The following is a 21,382-nucleotide window of genomic DNA, read 5'->3' on the forward strand; positions in this document are numbered from 1 at the left end:
TGCGTGAGTCGCCTCCTTCTCCTCGACGGTCATTCCCTTGCCTACCGCGCGTTCTTCGCGTTGCCGGTGGAGAACTTCTCGACGAGCACCGGTCAGCACACCAACGGCGTCTACGGCTTCACCTCGATGCTCATCAACGTGCTGCGCGACGAGGCGCCGACCCACGTCGCGGTGGCCTTCGACGTCTCGCGCCAGACCTTCCGCTCCGAGGAGTACTCCGACTACAAGGCGACCCGGTCGGCGACCCCGAGCGAGTTCCAGGGTCAGGTCGCGCTCGTGCGCGAGGTGCTCGACGCGCTGCGCATCAAGCACGTCCAGCTCGACGGGTTCGAGGCCGACGACGTCATCGCGACCCTGACGACGATGGCCGAGGCCGAGGGCATGGAGGTCGTCATCTGCACCGGCGACCGTGACGCCTTTCAGCTCGTCACCGACAAGGTCTCGCTCATCTATCCCGTGCGCGGCGTCTCCGACGTCTGGCGGATGGACCCCAAGGCCGTCGAGGACAAGTACCTCGTGCCGCCCGAGCGCTACAGCGACCTCGCCGCCCTCGTGGGCGAGACGAGCGACAACCTGCCGGGCGTGCCCGGGGTCGGCCCCAAGACGGCTGCCAAGTGGCTCGGGCTCTACGGCGACCTGGCCGGAGTCGTCGCCCATGCCGACGAGATCAAGGGCAAGGCGGGCGAGTCGCTGCGCGAGCACCTCAGCGGCGTCCTGCGCAACCGCCGGCTCAACCAGCTCGTCCGCGACCTCACCCTCCCCGTGACGATCGCCGACCTCGAGCGCGCCACCTGGGACCGCGAGGAGGTCCACAAGGTCTTCGACGGCCTCGAGTTCCGCGTCCTGCGCGAGCGACTCTTCGAGACGTTCGACGCCGCACCCGACGAGGCCGAGGGCGGCTTCGACCTCGACGCCTCCGTCCTCACCTCGGGCGACGTCAAGGCCTGGCTCGACGAGCACGCCGTCGGCTCCGAGCCGACGGGTGTGCACGTCGTCGGGGCATGGGGCCGGGGGACCGGTGACGTCTCCGCGGTGGGCCTGGCCACGGCCGGTGACGCCGCGGCATACATCGACGTCACCGAGCTCGACGAGGAGGGTGAGCGCGCGCTCGCCGACTGGCTCGGCGACGTGACGCGGCCCAAGATCCTGCACGACACCAAGGGCCAGATGCACGCGCTCGCGGCGCGCGGTATGCCGTTGGTTGGGGTGACGATGGACACCGCGCTCGCCGCCTACCTCGTCAAGCCCGACCAGCGCAGCTTCGACCTCGCCGACCTCGTCGTGCGCCACCTCGGTCGCGAGCTCAAGGCCGAGGAGCCGGCCGGTGGCCAGGGCATGCTCGACCTGTCGGTCGACGAGGGGGACGCCGTCGTCGGCCAGGACGCTATGGTGCGGGCCCGCGCGGTCCTCGACCTGTCCGTCCCCCTCGCCGAGCAGCTCGAGTCGACCGGCGGCACCGAGCTGCTGCGCGACCTCGAGCTGCCGCTCGTCGACATCCTCGCGTCGATGGAGCGCACGGGCATCGCCGTCGACACCGACGCCTTGAGCTCGCTCGAGGCCGACTTCGCCGCCAAGGTGCGCGAGGCCCAGCTCGACGCCTACGACGCCATCGGTGGCGACCAGATCAACCTCGGGTCGCCCAAGCAGCTGCAGACGGTGCTCTTCGAGACGCTCGGGCTGCCCAAGACGCGCCGCACCAAGACCGGCTACACCACCGACGCCGACGCCCTGACCGACCTCTTCGCCAAGACCCAGCACCCCTTCCTCGAGGCGCTGCTGCGCCACCGCGACGCCACCCGGCTGCGGATCACCGTCGAGGGGCTCATCAAGTCGGTGGCCGAGGACCAGCGGATCCACACGACCTACATCCAGACGATCGCCGCGACCGGTCGCCTCAGCTCGACCGACCCCAACCTCCAGAACGTCCCGATCCGCACCGAGGAGGGGCGCCGCATCCGCGAGGTGTTCGTCGTCGGCGACGGCTACGAGTCGCTCATGAGCGCCGACTACAGCCAGATCGAGATGCGGATCATGGCGCACCTCTCCGGCGACGAGGGACTCATCGAGGCGTTCCGCACGGGGGAGGACCTCCACCGGTTCGTCGGCGCGCGGGTCTTCGGCGTCGAGCCGCAGGACGTCACCGCCGAGATGCGCAGCAAGGTCAAGGCGATGAGCTACGGCCTCGCCTACGGCCTGTCCGCGTTCGGCCTGTCCAAGCAGCTGACGATCTCGACCGGCGAGGCACAGGGCCTCATGGACGAGTACTTCGCACGGTTCGGCGGGGTGCGCGACTACCTCCGCGAGGTCGTGGCCGAGGCCCGCGCCACCGGCTACACCGCGACGATGCTCGGCCGACGCCGCTACCTGCCCGACCTCACGAGCGACAACCGGCAGCGGCGCGAGGGCGCCGAGCGCATGGCGCTCAACGCACCGATCCAGGGCTCGGCCGCCGACATCATCAAGCTCGCGATGATGGGGGTCGACAACGCCCTGCGCGAGTCCGGTGCGAAGTCGCGCATGCTGCTCCAGGTCCACGACGAGCTCGTGCTCGAGGTGGCCAAGGGCGAGCGCGACGACGTCGAGGCGCTCGTGCGCCACGAGATGGGCCGCGCGATCGAGATGGACGTCCCGCTCGACGTCAGCGTGGGGCTCGGCCACAGCTGGCACGACGCCGCGCACTGAACGAGCCGAGCGCGCGGTGCGACGCGCCTCGCTGAGCGCGCGGCGTCTCGCTGAGCCGGCCGCCGTCCACGACGGCACCCCGGCAACATCCTCGTTCGCCGGTACGGACGGCATACGCGGTCGTAGTCTGCGGGCATCGGCACGGGCGACCGCAGAGCCGCCGATGCCGTCCGACGGACGGAGCGACCATGAAGGTCACGCGACTGGTCAACGCCTCGATCGGCCTGCTCACGCTGGTCGTCAGCCTCGTGGCGTCGATGTGGCGCTACGACCACGACCGCGCGTTCGGGCCCGGGCTGCTCCTCACCTCGGCGATCTTCGGGTTCGTCGCGATCACGCTCGTCACCACCTGGCGCCGCCACACCGTGGTGCCCGGGACCTCCCCGATGAGTGCCGGGCTCGTGTGGCTCGTGCTGCTCATCCTCACGACGATCGCGATCTGGGACCTCGTCCCGTCCGCCCAGCGCCCCGCCTACGGCCTCCTGCTCGCGGTGGTCGTCGGCGTCGTCCTCGGCGCCGCGGCGAGCCCGAGCGTCGACCTCGGACCCGAGGACGACGGCTCCTGACTCAGCTCGTCGTGCTCCGCGCCGTGGGTCGCGGCAGGCTCACGAGCGTGCCGACCACGGCCACGGCGAGCGAGGCTGCGAGGAACGTCGTCGCCACCTCACGGAGCGTGTCGTGCCGCCAGAGGACGACGACGACCGTGGCGACCCCGACGGCGGTCCACACGAGGTAGCCGACGGCGTGCCACCCGCGGGCGGCTCCCCAGAACACGAGCACCTGGGCGAGCGCCCACGCGCCCCCGAGCGCCGTGAACACCGGGACGAGGTCGGCGAGGTGCCCGTATGCCGGCCCGCCCACGATCCGCACCAGCGGCGTCGACAGCACCGCCGAGAGGGCCACCCCGACGGCGACGATCGCGGCGGTCCCACCCAGCGCGAGCAGCAGGGGCCGGGCGCCCCGGGCCCGGGACATGCCCGGGTAGAGCACGGTGACGAGGAAGGCCGGTCCCCAGAAGGCGGCCTTCGCGAAGAGGCTGAGGACGGCATACGCGCCGGAGCTGTCACCGGACAGGACGTGACGGGCGACCGGGGTGTCGATCGTCGAGGCCACGAGGAGTGCGGAGGTGCCGGCCATCCCGGCGAGCACGCGACGGACCTGGGTGGGGACGTCGGCGTCGAGGCTGCGTCCGACGTGCTCGCGCACGAGCAGGACCGTGCCGAGCGCGACGACCCAGGCGGCGACGGCCGTGAGCGTCATGACGCCGGTGACGCCCCAGCCGAGCCACGCGGCGACGGCGCCGCCGGCGGTGCGTGCCGTCGACGCCAGCGCGTAGACCACGCCGAGGGCGACGAACCGCTCGCCGCCCTGGAGGGTGCCCTGGACGGCCGCGGTGACGCAGGTCGGGACCATCGCGGCCGCGACGAGGAGGACCGGTGCCGGACCGTCGAGGTGGAGCAGCGGCACGATCGCCGGGGTGAGCAGGCCGACGACGGCCGTGACGACGAGACCCACGACTGCGCCGGTGCGCAGGGCCGTCGCGTGGGCGTCGGGCCGGTGCAGGGCCACGCGCCACGCGCTGACGAGCTGGGTCGAGAGGGCGGCCACGCCGGCGATGATGACGAGGTTGAGCAGCGAGGCGACGGCGCCGAGCTCGTCCGCACCGAGCTCGCGGTTGAGGACGAGGAACAGCGCGTAGCCGAAGACGTTGGCGACGAGGGTGCCCGCCCCGACCACCCCGGCGCCCACACCGCGCCGCGCCGGGGCGACCACGGTGGTGGGGGACTCCGCGGGCAGGGGCGCCGCCTGGCTCACAGCTCCGCTACGGGGGCGGCCGGTTTGCGCACGACGTACATGAACGACGTGTAGCGCGGTCCTGCCATGTGCTCGCGCTCGACGTGGACGACCTCGGCGCCCGCAGCGCGCAGTGCGGCCTCGACCCGGGACCGCTTGAGCGGGTGGAACTCCATGACGTCGTCGTAGCCGTAGCGGCGCCGGCGGTAGACGTTCTGCCAGGAGTTCGGGAGCCGGCGCACGATGCCCTCGATGCTCAAGTCGCCGTGGCTCGGGACGGTGAACGCCGCGACGCCCCCGGGGCGCAGGACGCGGACGAACTCCTCGAGATAGCCGGTCTTGAGGTCGTTGGGGATGTGCTGCAGCACGATGATGCTCAGCAGGAAGTCGAAGGTGTCGTCCCCGAAGAGAGCGAGGTCGGGGGCCTCGTTGAGGTGGTACTCCACGCGGTCGCCGGCACGGTTGTGGCGCCGGGCGAGCTCGACCATCGAGGCGGCGATGTCGACGCCGTCGGCACGCTCGAAGTGGCCGGCGAGACCTTGGGTGAGGCGGCCTGCGCCGCAGCCGAAGTCCATCGCGCGGTGCATCGCGGCCGGCGTCGCGCCGACGCGCCCGAGCATCGCCATGACCTCGTCGACCGCCTGGCGCCCGGTGGCGAAGAAGTCGTCCTCGTGGCCCTCCCAGCCGCCGCGGTGCCGCTCGGGATAGGCGAGGATCGCCCAGAGGGGGTCGGTCCTGCCGAGACCGTCCCAGTTGCGTCGCAGGTCGTCGAGTTTCATCGGCAGTTACATTAGTACCCGCTGGTAGCCCTGACGATGGAGTGAAGTGAACAGCACACGGTCGCGCGACCTCCGGTCACGCATCGCCGCGGCGTCGACGGAGACGCGCGTGCTGGCCGGGCTCACCGTGCTGCTGGTGGTGCTCGTCCTCGCGAGCGACTTCGGGGTCCTCACCCCCGACACCAAGCCCGAGATCTTCCTGCGGCCATCGCAGACCGCCGCCCGCTTCGCCTCCGCGTGGCTCGACACCCCGAACCTCGGAACGTCGAACTACAACACCGGCATCGTCCCGGTGGCCGCGCTGTTCTCGCTCTTCGAGGTCGTCGGCGTCCCGGCCTGGCTCATCATGCGGCTATGGCGCATCGCCCTGCTCGTCCTCGCGGCGTGGGGTGCCCGGCTCGTGCTGCGCGAGCTCGTGGCGGATCGGCCCGGCTCGTCCGGCCGCGCCGTCGCCGGGGTGGCCGCGGCCGTCGCGTATGCCGCCAACCCCTACGTGCTCATCGGCGGCGGGACGACTCCCACGCTGCTGCCCTACGCCCTGCTGCCGTGGCTCGTCGTCTGCTGGCTCCGCGGGTTCCGCGCGCCGTCGTGGCGCTGGGCCGCGGCGGGAGCGCTCGTCCTCGCGGCGATGAGCGGCCTCAACGCGGGAATCGTCCCGATCATCCAGCTCGTCGTCGTCATCCCCGTCGTCGTCCACGCGGTCCTCGTCGAGGGACACCGGTTCGCATCCGTCGCCTGGCTCATCCTGCGCACCGGCCTGCTCTACGTCGTGCTCTCGGCCTACTGGCTCATCCCCGCCGTCTCCGCCCTCGGCGTCGGCACGGCCATCGCCGAGGCGACCGAGTCGACCCAGGCGATCAACACCGTCAACTCCTTCCCCGAGGTGCTGCGCGGCCTCGGGATGTGGACCCTCTACGGCGCCGACGCCGACGGCCCGTTCGACCCCGGCCGCCTGTCCTACGTCCTCGGGCCCGTCGTCATCCTGCTGACCTTCGGCGCTCCCGTCCTGGCCGGGCTCGCCGTGCGGCTGTCGCGCTCACCCGCGCGCCTCTTCGGCGCGACGTGCGTCCTCGTGGGCGCCCTCGTCATGGTCGGGACCTTCCCCAACGACGACAAGAGCGCGTGGGGACGGGCCGTTGGCGCCGCGATCGACGGCGTGCCCGGCCTCATCGCGTTCCGGACGACGAACAAGGCCGGAGCCGTCCTCGAGCTCGGGCTGGCCGTCCTCGTCGCCCTCGCGGTCGCCGCCATCGTGCCCCGGCTCTCCACGGCCACCCACCGCTGGGTGGCGGGGTGGACGGCGGTCGCGCTCGTGGCCGGGGCCGTGGCGCCGGCCCTCAGCGGGGACCTCTTCTGGGTGCGGATGGACGTCCCGGCCTACTGGAAGCAGGCAGCCGCCGCGGTCAACGAGCGCCCGGGCGACGGCCGCGTGCTCATGGTCCCGGGGACGGGCGTGCCGGCGTACTCGTGGGGCTACAGCGGACCCGACGAGATCGGTCCGTCGCTGTTCCGCAAGCCGTTCGCCTTCCGCAGCGCGTCCCCCTCCGGGGGCGTGTATGCCGCGAACCTCCTGGCCGAGGTCGACCGACGCCTGCACCAGGGCACCCTGCCGCAGGGCGCGGTCTCGACGCTCGCGGCATACATCGGCGCGGGTGACGTCATCGGGCGCTACGACGTCAAGGGCACCGGGTCGGTGGGCGCCAGGGTCGAGGACCAGCTCAGGGAGGACCCGGGACTGACCCTCGGGCAGGGCTACGGCCCGGCCGCGGTGGCCCACGGGGCGCAGGCCCCGGCGATGGTGAGGTCCGTTGCCGGGACGGTCCCGAGCACCTCGGCGGCGGTCCGCCCCGCAGCGGGCGCACTCGTGGTCGACGGCGCCGGCACCGCGCTGCCGAGCCTGCAGAGCGCCGGACTCCTCGACGACCGGCCGGGCCTGCTGCTCGCCGGCGCGCTCGACGACGCACAGCTCGCCGAAGCCCTCCGGGACGAGGCGCGGGTGGTCCTCACCGACGGCAACCCCCGCCGCGAGTGGAGCAACAACAACCCCGCGATCGCAGGACCGCTGCTGCCCGCCACGGTCGACCCGACAGCCACCCGCGCCCTGTTCACCGCGGCCGACCAGACGGTCGCCGTCATCCGGGGCAACGCCCGCATCGAGACCCGCGGGCAGGGGCTCCTCTTCGGCCCGCACGCCTTCGGCGACGTGACGCAGGCGTTCGACGGCGACCGGACGACGGGGTGGCGGTTCGGCAACTTCGGCACCGGCGTGGGCAACGAGGTTGTCATCACGCCGCGCACCCCGGTGGCCATGCCGCTCATCACCCTCGCCCCGATGCAGGGCGGGCTGGCCGGCATCACCGACGTGCGGGTCACCGCGGTCGTCGACGGGGCGCCGGTCGTCAAGGACCTCACGTTCACGCCCTGGAACACCTTCCCCGTCTCGGCCGAGATCAGCGACCGTCCCGTGTCGAGCCTGACGATCGCGGTCACCGGCGTCGACGGGCCCGGCGCGGGCCCCGTGGGGTTCTCCGAGATCACGGTCCCCGGTGTGACGATCGACCGCGCGGCCGCCCTGCCGACCAGGCTCCCGCGCCGGCTCGCGGCGGCTGCCACGGCGGCCGGCGTCGACCTCGACGAGGTCCCGCTCGACGTCATCCTGCGCCGCAGCATCGGCGACGCCAACGGCCTCTCGACCGAGGAGCCCACCCTCGAGCGGGAGTTCACCCTCCCCGACGAGCGCAGGTTCGAGGCGACCGGCACGGTCCGGCTCGCGGGGGGTGTCTCCGACGCAGCCATCGACGAGCTCGCCGGCCAGAAGGACGACGTCGTGGCGCAGTCGAGCTCGCGCGCCTTCGGCAACCCCAACGCCCGCGCCTCGATGGCCCTCGACGACAGCGGCGGTGACCCTGACGAGACCACGGCCTGGGTCCCCAACGAGCCCGTCGTCGGGGAGTGGATCTCGGTGGACTTCCCCGAGCGCCGCCTGTCGTCGTTCACCTTCACCCAGGACTCCACGAGCTGGGCGACCAAGGCCCTCGTGTCGGTCAACGACGGTGAGCCGACGGAGGTCGCCCTCGAGCAGGGGACGAGCCGGATCACCCTCCCGGAGGCGGTCGACGCGCACCGCGTGCGGATCCTGCTCACCGAACGCACCGGCAGCGGCTTCGTCCGGGTCACAGACATCGGCCTCCCGCGCAAGACGACGACGGTCACCCCGCCGTCGGGCTGCGTCGAGGTGGGCACCATCGACGGCAGGCCCCTCGAGGCGGACCTCCGCGAGAACTTCGCCTACCTCCTCGACGGCAAGGCGGTCCCGTTCGAGGCGTGCGGGGCCGGCCTCACACTCGACGAGGGGCGCCACCGGCTCTCGGGCCTCACGACGCTGGCGCTCGACGACCTCCGGCTCTCCTCGGCGGGCACGCCCCCGCCCGAGGTCGCGGCGCCGACCTTCGAGGTCGTGCGTCACGGCACGGCGTCGATGGACCTCCGCCTCACGTCCGGCTGCTCGCCGTGCCTCGTGTCGTCGGGCCAGTCCTACGACGAGCGGTGGACCGCCGCCCTGGGTGCCAAGGACCTTGGTGCGCCCCTGGTCCTCGACGGGTACGCCTCCGGGTGGCGGGTCAACGCCGACCCCGGCGACGTCATCTCCATCTCATTCGCGCCCGCCCGCCCCGCGCTGGGCGCTTGGCTGGTCAGCGGTGCCGCCCTGGTCGCGTGCCTCCTCGTGCTCCTCCTCGGCGCGCGAGGTGGCACCCTGCCGATGCGTGCCTCACAGTGGCGGGACCGACGACGGAAGGACGTGGCATGAGCACTGCTGTCGCCAGACGTCCACGGCCGGCCCCGTGGGAGCCACCGCTGTGGCTTCTCGCCGCGGCTGCGGTCTGGGCCACCGTGGGCTGGGTCGCCGCCGTCGTCGCCCTGCTCCTGCTCGTCGGCGAGCGGGTGGTCCGGCCGGGTGGCCGCGTCCTCGCGACGGCCGCCGTCGTCCTGCTCGTCGCGGTGCCGGTGGCCTGGTTCCTCGGGTCCTCGCTCCCGCTGTACCCGCCCGCCACCCGGCTCAACGACAACCTGGTCGCCCACCACATCGGTGGCCTCGCCATCTGGGTCCACTTCCTCGCTGCCTGCGTGGAGGTCCGTCCCGGGGAAAGTGACACAGCATGAACGCCGCCGACACCGCACCGGTGTGGCTCCTGCGCCTCCTGCGGGTCGCCGCCGCGGCGCTCCTGGGCTCCGCGATCCTCGTCTGGGTGACCCCGGTCAACGCCCCGGGCCAGAACCTCGTACCCGTGGGCTGCGGGTCTCCGGCCGCCCCGGCGACCGACCCCCTCGCCGACTTCGTGTGCCGTGACCTCGTCGGGGGAGCGAAGACCCTCGCGGTGGCGCTCGCCATCGCCGCGGGCGTGCTGCTCCTGCTGAGCGAGCTCGCCCTGCCGCGCGTCCTCGGGCGCCCGTGGGTCCGCGGCGTCGCGCTGGCGTCGGTGCTGGCGGTGCCGGCCCTCGCTCTCGCGACCGCGTCGATGTTCGCGACGGTGGCGGCGTCCGGGGCCGACGGCACGCTGATCCGCTGCGGCACGCCGCTCGCCCCCGCGCACGACACGATCTCCACACAGCTGTGTGGCCAGCTCCCGGACCGGGACAAGTCGCTGGCCCTGGGGGCGATCGGTCTCGCGCTGCTCACCCTCGTGGGTGCCGGCTACGTCTCGAGCGCGATGCACCCCACCGGCCCCGCTGCGGACGACCCCGGGGCGAGGTCGGACGCGGGGGACGGGCCGGACGACCCCGGGGGCTCCGGTGGGGGCTCCGGCAGCGAAGGACCGACCGACCACACACCGACGGCATGGACGTCGTCCTACGGCTCGCCCTCCTGGGAAGGACGCTCATGAGCTTCGAGGAGTACTACCAGGGCAACGTCACCTACATCTCGCGGGTCGACCCACGCCTGGCCCGGATCATCGAGCTCGTCACCGAGCTCCGTCCCGAGCGCCTGCTGGACATCGGCTGCGGACGCGGCTTCCTGCTCGACCGGCTCGCGGATGCGGGGCTCACGGGCCTCACGGGCGTCGACGTCTACGACGACGTGGCGAGCGAGCGGTTCGACTACGCGCGCGGCGACGTCACCCAGCGGCTGCCGTTCGAGGACGCGAGCTTCGACTGCGTCGTCGCCGGGGAGATCATCGAGCACGTTCCCGACCCCGACGCCTTCCTCCGCGAGATCCGTCGCGTCCTCGTGCCCGGGGGGACCCTCGTCGTGTCCACGCCCAACATGGTGTCGTGGGCCAACCGCGTCCTCGTGCCGTTCGGCGTGCAGCCCCTCGGGACCGAGACGAGCAGCGAGGTCGCGCTCGGGCGTCGCCACCGGGTCCTCGGCCAGGGCAACCAGGTGCAGGGCCACCTCAAGGTCTTCACCTTCCGGGCGCTGACAGAGATCCTCGAGCGCTACGGCTACACCGTGCGCCGACGCGAGGGTGTCCCCGCGTTCTTCCCGAAGCCGATCGACCGGTTCGACCGGTTCGTCTCACGGTCGATGCTGTCGATGGCGTCGGGTCTGCTCTACGTCGCCACGACACCCGTGGGGGAGTGGCCGACGCCGCCACCGGGACGCCGCCACGAGGGCTGCTGAGCCGCGACAGTCCCAGCGGTGGGGCAGTCGCACATCGCCCTCGCGGCAGGCTCAGCGCAGGTGGAGCGGGATGCCCTTGCTCCACGCGATCGCCGGCCGCTCGACGAAGTGGTAGGTCAGCGCCCCGAGCGGGATCGCCACGGCGAGCAGGATCGCGAGCCAGATCGCGAGCCCCGCGAAGCCGGGTTGGATCGACACCCCGTCGGCGAGGAGCAGCATCGCCGGCATGTGCCACAGGTAGATGCCGTAGGACCAGCGCCCTGTCGCGACCAGCCAGCGCATCGAGAAGAGGCGGTTGAGCGGGGAGTCGTCGGCTCCCGCGGCCACACCCACGAGGAGCACGACCGCGAGCAACGTGCAGGCCGCCGTGCGGATGGAGACCTCCGAGAAGGTGGCCGGCTGGAACGTCCACGGACCGCCGAGGGGCGAGTTGCCCAGCAGGGCGAGCGCGAGCGCCACGACGATGACGAGCCACTGGTGGCCCGCGAACCAGCGCACCGCGCGCATCGTGCCGCGTCCGCTCTGCTCGACGACGAGCAGGTGTGCGACCAGTGCACCGAGCATGAAGCAGATGATGAAGCCCGGCAGCCACAACGGGAAGGTGATCATCCGCCCGAAGTCCTCGACGTGGAACATCACGTAGTAGCGCCACCCCGCACTGACGGCGAAGGCGATCGCGACTGCGACGAGCATGGGCCGCACGGGATGCCTGAGGCCACGCAACCGCGACAGCGTCGCGACGGCGACCGCGACGAGGGGGACGGCGGCATACCAGGAGAGCTCGGTCCCGAGGCTCCAGGTGTGCTCCATCCCGGGGCGCAGCCCATCGGCCCCGAAGGTGTTGGTCAGCGTGAGGGCCCGGAACCAGCCATCGGCCTCGAGCGGACGTGAACCGGGCAGCACGAGAGCGGTCACGAGGAGGACGACGAGGTATGCCGGGAAGATCCGCCAGATGCGACGTCGCGCGAAGGTCGAGACGGAGGGCTTGTCGGCGACGCCGATGAGCCACCGCGACCACGGCTGGATGAGCAGGAAGCCCGACAGGACGAACAGCGCGATCGGGCCGTAGCCGTGAAGGCCGAGCCACGGGTAGGCCGTGTGCCCGGAGCCGTGGACGAACACGACCACGAGGGCCGCGAAGCCGCGCAGGCCGGTGAGCCCGTCGACGTGGCCACCGGCTGAGCTGAGCCGACGACCTGCGCGCGTCCCGGAGGAGGCGTCGGCAAGGATCTCCGGACTGGTGGCGGCCACGTGCGCAATTCAAACATGCAGGGCGCTCTCCGGTCTTGGCTCTAGGCTTCCTCACCATGACCTCGCGCCGGTGGGACCCACGGTCCCCGCGCGGGGTGGTCCCCGTCGTCCTCGCGGTGCTCCAGGCAGTCCTCGTCCTCGGTCCGGGGCTGGGTCGTGGCGTCGTCATCACCCACGACATGCCGTGGTCGCCGGACCCGCGCTGGACGCCCTTCGTGCTCGGCCTCGACACCCCCGCGCCGCGGGCGGTCCCCAGCGACGCCGTCGCCGTGCTGCTCGGCAAGGCCGTGGGCGCGTCGATGGCGCAGCACCTCGTCCTCCTCACGATCCTCGTCACGCTCGCGCTCGGGGCGGCCGCGCTCCTCGCCGAGCTCGTCCCCGACGTGGGGATGGCCGGCCGCTGCGCCACGGTCGTCGCCGCCGTCTGGAACCCCTTCGTGTCCGAGCGTCTGGCCGTCGGCCAGTGGGTGGTCGTGCTGGGTCTCGCGGTCCTCCCGTGGGCCTTGCGCGGCGCCCTCCGCGTCGTGCGCGGCACGTCGACGGTGTATGCCGTGGCACCTGCCCTGCTGTTCGCGGGGCTCGGGGGAGTGAACGCGTTGCTCGTCGTGAGCGGGGCGGTGCTCACCGTCCTCCTCGCCGGCGCGGTCCGGGCACGGTCGTGGCCGGTCGCCCGGGCTGCGGGGGTCTCGCTGCTCCTCACGGCGGGCCTCGCCGGGGCCTGGGCGGTGCCGGCCCTCACCGCCCGCCCGGTCGCCGACGCCCTCGGGGCCCGGGCGTTCGCCCCGGTCGCGGACTCGCCCGTCGGTGTCATCGGCTCGCTGCTCGGCGGTGGCGGGTTCTGGAACACGGGCACCCACCCCGAGCCACGGAGCCATGTCCTCATCGCCCTCACCGCTGCGCTCCTCATGACCGCGGGCGTGGCGCTCGCCCTGGTGGCGGCGCCCGGCCGGGACGGCCTGCTGCTCGCGGCCCCGCTGGCGGTCTTCGGGGTGCTCGTGCTGCTGAGCGTGAGCGGGCCGGCCGAGCAGCTGTGGGACACGCTCGTGCACCGGGTGCCCGGCGGTGGTGCGCTGCGCGACAGCCAGAAGCTCATCGCGCCGTGGGTCGTCGTCGGCGCGGCCGGACTGGGTGTCCTGGCGGACCGGGCTGCTCGTCGCCTCCCCGCCGGTCTCCGGGGGCCGGCGGTCGCGCTGCTCCTCGGCCTGCCCCTCGTCCTGTCCCCCCAGCTGGCGTGGGGCATCGGAGGTCGCCTCGATGCCGTGACCGTGCCCTCGGACTACCGGCAGGGCGTCGACGAGCTCGCGGCGCTGCCGCCGGGGGACGTCGGGCTGCTCCCGTGGAGCCAGTACCGCCGCTACGGGTGGAACGACAGCAGGGTCTCGCTCACCCTGGCACCGAGGACCGTCGACCGGGTCGTGCTGTACGACGACTCGCTCCCGCTGCGCTCCGGCACGATCGCCGGCGAGAGTGCGCGAGCCGCCGAGGTCTCCAAGAGCATCGGCGCCGGAACCCCACCCGACCGGGCCCTGGCCGCTGAGGGGGTGCGCTACGTCGCCGCCGAGCTCGGGTCGGGTCTCGACGTCGACACCGGCGCGCTGCGGTCCTCGGGGCGGGTCGTCGTGGACCGCCCGAGCCTCCTCGTCGTGGACGTCGGAGGGCCGGCACGGAGCCCTTCCGCGTCCGGCGCGGGGGTGCTCGGCTGGGGCGTGACGCTCCTCACGGCGCTGGGGATCATCGGGTGGCGTGGCGCGCGGCGGACTGACCGCAAGTTACTGACCGGTCTGCTACGCTCACGCCCATGACGCCTGTTCTCGCCACCGTTGGATCGGTCATCACTGGTGCCGTCCTCGCCCTCTTCACCGTCGTCGGTGGAGTGTCGGCCATCTCGCCCAGCCCCAACGCGCCGAGCAAGAGCGAACAGGTCGTCATCTACGACGCTCCGTGACCGACCGGCCCAGGGCCGACCGATGCAAGCCCCGCCGCGCACAGCGCAGCGGGGCTTTGTCGACTCCGCGGTGACCGACCTGTCGTGACCGACCCGCGGTGACCGACCTGCGGTGACGGACCCCCGCGGTCGTGGCCGGCGCGACGTGCGGGTCGCGCGTGGCCCTGAACCTCAGGAGCGGCCGTCGGCCTCGGCGACCGTGCGCTCGAGGAGGCGCTCCCACCGGTCGACCGTCTCGTCCCAGTGGAACCGACGCACCCAGGTCGACACCTCGGCACTCATCCGTGCGCGCAGCTCGTCGTCCTCCAGCAGCGAGCGCATCGCCGCGGTGAACTCCTCCTGCCCGCCGTCGACGAGCAGGCCGGTGGAGTCGTGGACGATCGAGTCCGTGGGGCCGCCCGCCTCGGTGAACGCGACGGTGGGGGTGCCGTGCACGCCCGCCTCGACCACGACGAGACCCCAGCCCTCCTTGAGGCTGGGCATGACGTGCACCCACGCGCGCGCGAGCAGCTCGTGCTTCTCGGCCTCGGAGACGTGGCCGTGGAAGGTCACGTGCTTCTCGATGCCGAGGTCGCGGGCCTCCTGCTCGAGGTGGGGCAGCGACCAGCCCGAGCCGACGACGTCGAGGGTGATGTCCGGGTGCTGGTGGGCGAGCTCGGCGACGGCACGCATGGCGATCTCGACCCGCTTCTGGGGGACGAGCCGCCCGAGGACGATGACCGACGGGTGGAGCGAGCGGGGGGTGTCGTCGAGCGGGACCGCGTCCGTGCCGTTGTGGATGACCTCGATGCGCTCCGCGTCGATGCCGAGCCCGACGAGCTCGCGGCGGGTCGAGTCGCTCACGGCGACGTAGGGCGTGCGGCGGTAGACGAGCGGGGCCAGCCGTGACTCCAGCCACCAGCCGGCGTGGCTGAGCCGGGGCCCGAAGAGCACCGGCCACTGCTCCTTGTGCACGTGGTGCACGAGGTTGACCACAGGCCCCCGGTGCGTCAGTGGGCTGAGGTAGGGCACGCCGTTCTGCACGTCGACGACGACGTCGACGGCATACCTCTTCACGAGGTGCGCGAGGACCGAGCGCGCGTAGATGTCGAAGCGACCCCCACGGCGGATGTAGTGGACCCCGCCGACGACCTCGTCGGGGATCCCACCGGGGTAGCCGGCGGTCCGGAAGATGACGTCGTGGCCCTTGGCGGCAAGACCCTCGGCGACCGTGACGAGGTACTTCTCCGCGCCTCCGGCCTCGGGGTGCGCCATGTCGCGCCAGTTGAGCATGAGGATGCTCAGGGCCACGGGTCTCACCTCGATCAGTTGCTGGGGCGGCGTTGCCCGACGGTCACAGCGGACACCCGGCCGGGGATGGTTAGATTCCCGTCATGCGACGCGCGCCGACCAAAAGATACCGGACAGTAGCAAGGTCGGTGAACCTCTTCAGGTCCTTCCTCGTCGAGCAGACCGACCCGGAACGGTTCTACACCGACGTCGCCAACGACACCATCACCCTCATCACCCGGCACGAGCCGCTGGAGGGCCGAACCGTGCTCGACATCGGGGCCGGCCAGGAGCAGTTCGGCCGCCGCTTCGTCGACCGCGGGGCCCGCTACGTCGCCGTGGACCTCGAGCGCGAGTCGCTCAACCCCGGCCCCGGCAACGGTGCCGTCGTGGGTCGCGGCGAGAACCTGCCCTTCCCGGACGCCTTCGCCGACATCGTCATGTCGAACAACGTCATGGAGCACGTGACCCAGCCCGGCGTCCTCGCCGACGAGATGCTGCGGGTCGTCAAGCCGGGCGGACTCGTCTTCATCTCCTACACCGCGTGGGCGTCGCCCTGGGGCGGGCACGAGACGTCGCCGTGGCACCTCCTCGGGGGCGACTACGCACGGCGCCGTTACGAGCGCCTGCACGGCCGGCCGCCCAAGAACCGCTTCGGCGAGACGATGCACGCCGCCTCGGTCGCCGGGGGTCTGCGGTGGGCCAAGCGCCAGCAGGGGGCCGTGCTCGTCGAGGCCGCACCCCGCTACCACCCCGACTGGGCCGACCCGCTGCTCAAGGTCCCCGGACTGCGTGAGGTGCTCAGCTGGAACCTCATGCTCGTGCTCCGTCGCACGTGAGGTGGCGGCGCCTTCCTGACCCCGCCACCGCCGCGGGCCTCCTGGTCGTCTGGGCCGTGGCCTGGTCGGTCACGCCGGGGCGGATCGCCGAGGACACCAAGAACGACCTCTACGTCGACGCGTGGGGGTTCCTCGCGCGCTCGCTCCACCTCTGGGATCCCCAGGTCACGTGGGGTGGGCTGTCGAACCAGGGCTACGGCTACCTCTTCCCGATGGGCCCGTTCTTCGCCCTGGGCTCCGAGGTCGCGCCCGTCTGGGTCGTCCAGCGGGTGTGGTGGTCGCTCCTGCTCACGGCAGGCTTCCTCGGGACGGCCGGCCTGCTGAGAGCCCTGGGCGTCGGCACACCCCGGACCCGGATCGTCGGGGCCTTGGCCTACGTGCTCGCCCCGCGCGTGGTGTCGTCGATCGCCGGGCTGAGCGCGGAGATCCAGCCCCAGCTGCTCGCGCCCCTCGTCCTGTGGCCCCTCGTCGCGGCCTCGCGTGGCCGCCTGTCCGCCGGCCGCGCCGCCGGCCTCAGCGGTCTGGCCGCCCTGTGCTGCGGCGGCGTCAACGCCACCGCCACCCTGTGCGCCCTCGTCCCCGCCGGGCTCTGGCTCGTCACCCGTCACCGGTGGTGGCGCTCCCGGCTCACCTGGTCGTGGGCGGCCGCCGTCGTGGCCGCGACGGCGTGGTGGCTCGGCCCACTGCTCGTCATGTCGCGCTACGCCCCACCCTTCCTCGACTGGATCGAGAACGCCCGAGCGGTGATGCGACCTGTCGGCATGCTCGACGTCGTGCGGGGGACCACCCACTGGCTCGGGCACATCGTCACCCCCGGTGGCGCGTGGTGGCCGGCGGGCAACGAACTCGTCACGAGCCGGAGCCTCATCGTCCTCACCTCGGTCGTCGCGGCGCTGGGCCTGTCGGGTCTCGCCCTCGCGCGGGTGCCGGAGCGCCGCTGGCTCTGGACCAGCCTCCTCGTCGGGGGCGTGCTGCTCACCATCGCCCACTCGGGCCCGCTGTCGTCACCGCTCGTCGGCGCCGCGCAGTCCGCCCTCGACGGACCGCTGGCGCCCCTGCGCAACATCCACAAGGTCGACCTCCTCGTGCGGCTACCCTTGGTTGTCGGGCTGACCCACCTGCTCGGCCGGATCGCGGTAGGGCGTCCCCGCCTCGAGTGGCACCGGACCGTCGCCCTCGGCGCCGCCGCGCTCGCGGTCGTCGGCGCGGCGGCACCCGGGTTCACCGGGGCCGTGGCCGTCCGCGGCACCTTCGAGCGGATGCCACAGCAGTGGGTCGACGCTGGCCGGTGGCTCGACGCCCACCGCGCGGAGGGCCAGGCGCTCGTCGTCCCGGCCGCGAACTTCGGCGAGTACCAGTGGGGCCGGACCATCGACGAGCCCCTGCGTCCGCTGACGCATGCCTCGTATGCCGTGCGCGACGCGGTGCCCTTCGCTCCCGCCGGGACGATCCGCCTCCTCGACGAGATCGAGCGACGGCTCCAGACGGGGCGCAGCCTCGACGCGGGAGCCGAGGTGCTCGCCCGCGCCGGGGTGCGCCACCTCGTCGTTCGCAACGACCTCGCCACCAACGAGTCGGGCCAGCCTCCTGTCGCGTTCGCCCGGTCCGCCGTGCGGGCCACGCCGGGCGTCACCCTCGCCCAGGGCTTCGGCCCCTCGTTCGTCGACGCGACGGGGGAGCGCGTCTTCCCCGTCGAGATCTACGACCTCGACACGCGCCCGGCCGAACGTCTCGAGCTGTGGGCCGCCGCCGACGTCCTCGGCGGATCCGGTGCGAGCGAGGACCTCGTGCGCCTCGCGGACGCGGGGCTACTCACCGGACCCGTGGTCTTCGACGGCGACCGGAGCAGCGCCCTGACGCCCGCCCGGCGCGTCGACACCGACGGGATGCGAACGCGCGAGCGGTGGTTCGGCGCCCCCCGTGGACAGGACCTCACCAACACGCTCAGCGCCGCCGCCGGCCGCGACGCCCCCGACTACCTGCCGTGGCAGGACCGGACACTGCGCTCCTCCGTCACCTACGAGGGGATCGCCGGGGTCTCGGCGTCCTCGTCCATCGCCGAGGACCTGGGCTTCTCGGGGCTCCGCCCGGCCCGACGCCCGTATGCCGCGGTCGACGGCGACCCGGCGACCGCGTGGGCCGCGATGTGGGACGAGCACCCGAGGCTCACCGTCGACCTGACGACCGGCACGACGTTCGACCACGTCACCCTCACCGGTCTGGGCGCGGACCCCTCGCTCGGTGCGAGCGTCAGCCGGCCGACGAGAGTGCGCGTCACTGCGGACGGCGCCGCGGTCACGGCGTCCCTGGGCGAGGGGCCGACACGGGTCGACCTCCCTGCGGGAGCGCACCGCCGGCTCCAGGTGGAGATCCTTGACACCGCCGACGACACGCCCGGTCGTGTCATCACCGGGCTGGCCGAGGTGGAGATCCCCGGGGTCAGCGCCACCGAGGTCGTCCGTCTGCCCCCGCCGGACACCGGCGAGGCGTCGACCGAAGCCATCGTGTTCGGGGCGGGCCTGGCCGGACGGGACGGCTGCACGACCTCGGCACGCGAGTTCACCTGTCTCAGTGGACAGTCGACCGACCCCGAGCAGACGGGGGCGCTCGTCCGCGACGTGCCGGGAACGCACCCGGGCCGGTGGGGCGTCACGGGCACCCTCGCGAGGACGGGCGCCGCCGCGCCCCCCCAGCTCACCCGGGCACCGGGGGTCACCGTCACGACGAGCAGTGTGAGGACCGACGCGCCCCAGGCCGGCCCCGACGCGATCGTCGACGGCGACGACCGCACGGCGTGGAGCCCTGCCTTCGACGACGAGACACCCGAGGTGACGCTCGACCTCGGCCGTGACGTCACCGTGTCGACCCTGCGGTTCCAAGCCCGCCGGGACTGGGCCGAACGGGCAGCGCCGGCCGTCGTCGTCGACGTCGGTGGCAAGGAGTACACCCGCCGCATCCAGCCCAACGGGGTCGTCGAGATCCCCCCGACCACGGGGTCGAGGCTCGAGCTCGCCTTCGTCCGGGTACCCGGAGCCGAGCGCGCCGCCCTGTCGAACGCCGCCCTCGAGCTCGAGGCGATCGACCTGGCCGGCGTCACCTTCGCGCCGCCGCAGCAGCGGGTGGACGCCCCCTGCGGTGCCGGTCCCCGGCTCGTCGTCGACGGTCGCGTCGTGCCGACCCGGGCGTCCCTCACCCGTGACCAGCTCCTCGGTGAGGGCGCCGGCAGCTGGAGCGCCTGCGAACCTGTGTCCTTCGGCCCGGGGGAGAGCCACCGCGTCGAGGTCGGGACCTGGCTCGGCCTCACGGCGGGCTCGGCGGTGCTGCGCGCCGAGACGTCGTCGGCGAGTGCCGTCGCCGGGGCCGCTGCCCTGTCGGCCCGACAGGACGGCTCGACGTGGCGCGCCGACGTGCCCGCCTCCGACGTGGGCCGGCTCGTCGTCATGGACCAGAACTCGAACGCCGGCTGGCAGGCGAGCGTGGGGGAGCGGCCCTTGCAACCGCAGGTGGTCGACGGGCGTCGGCAGGGCTTCGTCGTCCCCGCGGGAACCGCGGGCGAGCTCACCGTGACCTACGGGCCGGACCGGGCCTACCGGGTGGCGCTCCTCGTCGGGCTCCTGCTGGCGACCGCCCTCGTCGCCCTCTGTGTGCGCACGTCCGGCACACCGAGCCGGTCCGCACCCGAGACCGCACTGCCAGCCGCCGGACCTGACCGCCACGACGCGGTGACGGGCCGCCGGTCGTGGGCCGCCGTGCTCGGGGCCACGGGCGTCGGGGCCCTGGTCGCCGGGCCCGCCGGTGCCGCTGCCGCACTCACGGGAGCGCTGCTGGCGAGGACCCTCGGGCCGCGGATGCACGGGGCGCTGCGCCCCCTGCTCGTCGGTGCCGGAGTGGTGGCCTGCGCGGTGGCGCAGGCCGTGCTGTCACCCGGCAGTCTCGGCCCGGCGCTCCTCGAGGGTGCGCTGCGCGTCGTGCTCGTCGCGCTCGTGGCGCTCGCGGCGCTGACGCCGGTGGGCGAGCAGCCGCGACGTGAGGCGTGAGCCGGGGACCTCGACGAGCTGGTGGCTGAGGAACGCGAGCAGGAGGCTGATCGGCACCCCGGCGGCCAGGAGGGGCGCGAGACCGCCGCGGAAGAACTCCGCGCCCGTCACGGCATACAGGGCGGTGAAGACCGGCAGGTGCCAGAGGAAGAGGCCGTAGCTCACCACACCGAGCCACCGCACGGCCGGTCGCGACAGCACCCGGGACAGACCGGACGTCGGGCCCAGCGTCAGCGGCACGACCAGGGCGGCCGCGACGACCGTGGCCAGGCCGGTGCGCAGGAGGAGGGCGACGCCGTGCGCGGGGTCGAGGGTGAGCGAGCCGGCCACGGGCGTCGTCGAGGCGAGGTAGGCGGCTGCGGCCACCGCGAGGCACCCGACGGGGTCGCGGGCGAGCCGGGACAGGCCACGTGCGACCGGGTGGTCGGGCGCACGCAGCGCCTCGGCACAGATCATCCCGATGAGGAAGTGCGGCGCGCGCCACGGCAGCCACCGTTCGACGAGGAGGTCCTCACCGAAGTCGGCGGGGCCCGTGACGAGCGGCAGCAGGGACGTGACCACGAGGGCGACCACGAGGAGCACGAGAGGGCGGGAGGGTCGACCGCGCCGGACGCGTTCGAGGAGGACGACGGCCAGGGGCAGTGCGGCATAGAAGCTCAGCTCGGTCGCGATGCTCCACGCCTGCCCGAACGACGCGATGACCGCGTCGGGTGCATAGATGTGCAGCGCGAGGGCGTTGAGCACCCACACACCGACGTCGGGGCGGGTGGCGACGACGACGGCGGCGAGGGCCAGCCAGTAGGCGGGGACGATCCTCGCGAACCGGCGAGCGGCGTACGCCAGGGCGTCCACGCGGCCGGTCGCCTCGAGGTGGTGAGCGAGGCCGCGGTGCAGCAGGAAGCCCGAGAGGGCGAAGAAGATCGAGACCCCGAAGTCGCCCCGCGCGAGGAGGTGCCCGGCCAGCCCGCCGGTGGTCCCGAAGCCCGTGAGGAACGCCGCGTGGGTGAGCACGACGAGGCCGGCTGCGACGCCGCGCAGGCCGTCGAGGGCCGGGAGGACCTCGAGGCGCGCGGGAGCGTGCGTTGCCGCAGGCGCCCGGGTGCTCATGACAGCGAAGCGTAGGCGAGAGGCGTGTCACCCCGAAGGTGCCGGACGGCATGCGTACC

The 21,382-nt window shown here is 73.2% G+C and carries 15 protein-coding genes; 10 read left to right on the top strand and 5 right to left on the bottom strand.

Annotated elements, in window-relative coordinates:
- The first annotated feature begins 3 nt into the window (after positions 1-3).
- Together polA and KLO01_RS12080 are read left to right on the top strand one after the other, a co-directional pair.
- A complete protein-coding gene (polA, locus tag KLO01_RS12075) occupies positions 4-2,682 on the top strand; it encodes a DNA polymerase I (RefSeq protein WP_147065489.1) in 2,679 nt (892 codons plus the stop codon).
- A 188-nt stretch (positions 2,683-2,870) separates the two neighbouring features.
- Entirely contained in the window at positions 2,871-3,248 is a 378-nt protein-coding gene (locus tag KLO01_RS12080) for a hypothetical protein (RefSeq protein WP_147065490.1), read from the top strand.
- A 1-nt stretch (position 3,249) separates the two neighbouring features.
- On the opposite strand, the gene KLO01_RS12085 is transcribed toward KLO01_RS12080, so the two are convergent.
- A complete protein-coding gene (locus KLO01_RS12085) occupies positions 3,250-4,497 on the bottom strand; it encodes an MATE family efflux transporter (RefSeq protein WP_147065491.1) in 1,248 nt (415 codons plus the stop codon).
- Positions 4,494-5,255: a class I SAM-dependent methyltransferase gene (locus KLO01_RS12090; RefSeq protein WP_147065492.1), complete on the bottom strand. Its 762-nt coding sequence runs from the start codon at positions 5,253-5,255 to the stop codon at positions 4,494-4,496. Before KLO01_RS12090 ends, KLO01_RS12085 begins: the two co-directional genes overlap by 4 nt.
- Before the next feature lie 46 nt (positions 5,256-5,301).
- Here KLO01_RS12090 and KLO01_RS12095 point away from each other — a divergent pair, with 46 nt between their 5' ends.
- From KLO01_RS12095 to KLO01_RS12110, 4 genes are read left to right on the top strand one after another with little or no spacing between them, the layout of a single operon-like run.
- Positions 5,302-9,063 carry an alpha-(1->3)-arabinofuranosyltransferase domain-containing protein gene (locus KLO01_RS12095; protein WP_147065493.1) on the top strand — a complete coding sequence of 1,254 codons (3,762 nt, stop codon included), beginning with the start codon at positions 5,302-5,304 and terminating at the stop codon, positions 9,061-9,063.
- Positions 9,060-9,416, top strand: a complete 357-nt coding sequence (locus KLO01_RS12100) for a hypothetical protein (RefSeq protein ID WP_147065494.1) — start codon at positions 9,060-9,062, stop codon at positions 9,414-9,416. The genes KLO01_RS12095 and KLO01_RS12100 overlap by 4 nt, the downstream gene beginning before the upstream one ends.
- Positions 9,413-10,138: a hypothetical protein gene (locus KLO01_RS12105; RefSeq protein ID WP_147065495.1), complete on the top strand. Its 726-nt coding sequence runs from the start codon at positions 9,413-9,415 to the stop codon at positions 10,136-10,138. The genes KLO01_RS12100 and KLO01_RS12105 overlap by 4 nt, the downstream gene beginning before the upstream one ends.
- Positions 10,135-10,875: a class I SAM-dependent methyltransferase gene (locus KLO01_RS12110; protein WP_186828033.1), complete on the top strand. Its 741-nt coding sequence runs from the start codon at positions 10,135-10,137 to the stop codon at positions 10,873-10,875. Before KLO01_RS12105 ends, KLO01_RS12110 begins: the two co-directional genes overlap by 4 nt.
- 51 nt (positions 10,876-10,926) lie before the next feature.
- On the opposite strand, the gene KLO01_RS12115 is transcribed toward KLO01_RS12110, so the two are convergent.
- A complete protein-coding gene (locus KLO01_RS12115; RefSeq protein ID WP_186828034.1) occupies positions 10,927-12,126 on the bottom strand; it encodes an acyltransferase family protein in 1,200 nt (399 codons plus the stop codon).
- Between the two features lie 56 nt (positions 12,127-12,182).
- Here KLO01_RS12115 and KLO01_RS12120 point away from each other — a divergent pair, with 56 nt between their 5' ends.
- Both KLO01_RS12120 and KLO01_RS17200 read left to right on the top strand, forming a co-directional pair.
- Complete coding sequence (locus tag KLO01_RS12120; protein ID WP_147065501.1) at positions 12,183-13,928, top strand: MmpA family trehalose lipid delivery protein; 1,746 nt, start codon at positions 12,183-12,185, stop codon at positions 13,926-13,928.
- Complete coding sequence (locus KLO01_RS17200; RefSeq protein ID WP_186828035.1) at positions 13,925-14,071, top strand: hypothetical protein; 147 nt, start codon at positions 13,925-13,927, stop codon at positions 14,069-14,071. The genes KLO01_RS12120 and KLO01_RS17200 overlap by 4 nt, the downstream gene beginning before the upstream one ends.
- A gap of 171 nt (positions 14,072-14,242) precedes the next feature.
- On the opposite strand, the gene KLO01_RS12125 is transcribed toward KLO01_RS17200, so the two are convergent.
- Entirely contained in the window at positions 14,243-15,361 is a 1,119-nt protein-coding gene (locus tag KLO01_RS12125) for a glycosyltransferase family 4 protein (RefSeq protein ID WP_246136180.1), read from the bottom strand.
- A gap of 128 nt (positions 15,362-15,489) precedes the next feature.
- On the opposite strand from KLO01_RS12125, the gene KLO01_RS12130 reads away from it, so the two are divergent.
- Together KLO01_RS12130 and KLO01_RS12135 are read left to right on the top strand one after the other, a co-directional pair.
- On the top strand, positions 15,490-16,179 hold the full coding sequence (locus KLO01_RS12130; protein WP_246136181.1) for a class I SAM-dependent methyltransferase: 690 nt from the start codon (positions 15,490-15,492) through the stop codon (positions 16,177-16,179).
- 56 nt (positions 16,180-16,235) lie between these two features.
- Entirely contained in the window at positions 16,236-20,216 is a 3,981-nt protein-coding gene (locus tag KLO01_RS12135; RefSeq protein ID WP_147065506.1) for an alpha-(1->3)-arabinofuranosyltransferase domain-containing protein, read from the top strand.
- Here KLO01_RS12135 and KLO01_RS12140 read toward each other — a convergent pair.
- Entirely contained in the window at positions 20,100-21,323 is a 1,224-nt protein-coding gene (locus KLO01_RS12140) for an acyltransferase family protein (RefSeq protein ID WP_147065509.1), read from the bottom strand. The two genes, KLO01_RS12135 and KLO01_RS12140, sit on opposite strands and share 117 nt — an antisense overlap.
- Between the last annotated feature and the right edge of the window lie 59 nt (positions 21,324-21,382).

This window comes from Knoellia locipacati (assembly GCF_007992835.1).
In the GTDB taxonomy this organism is placed as follows: domain Bacteria; phylum Actinomycetota; class Actinomycetes; order Actinomycetales; family Dermatophilaceae; genus Knoellia; species Knoellia locipacati.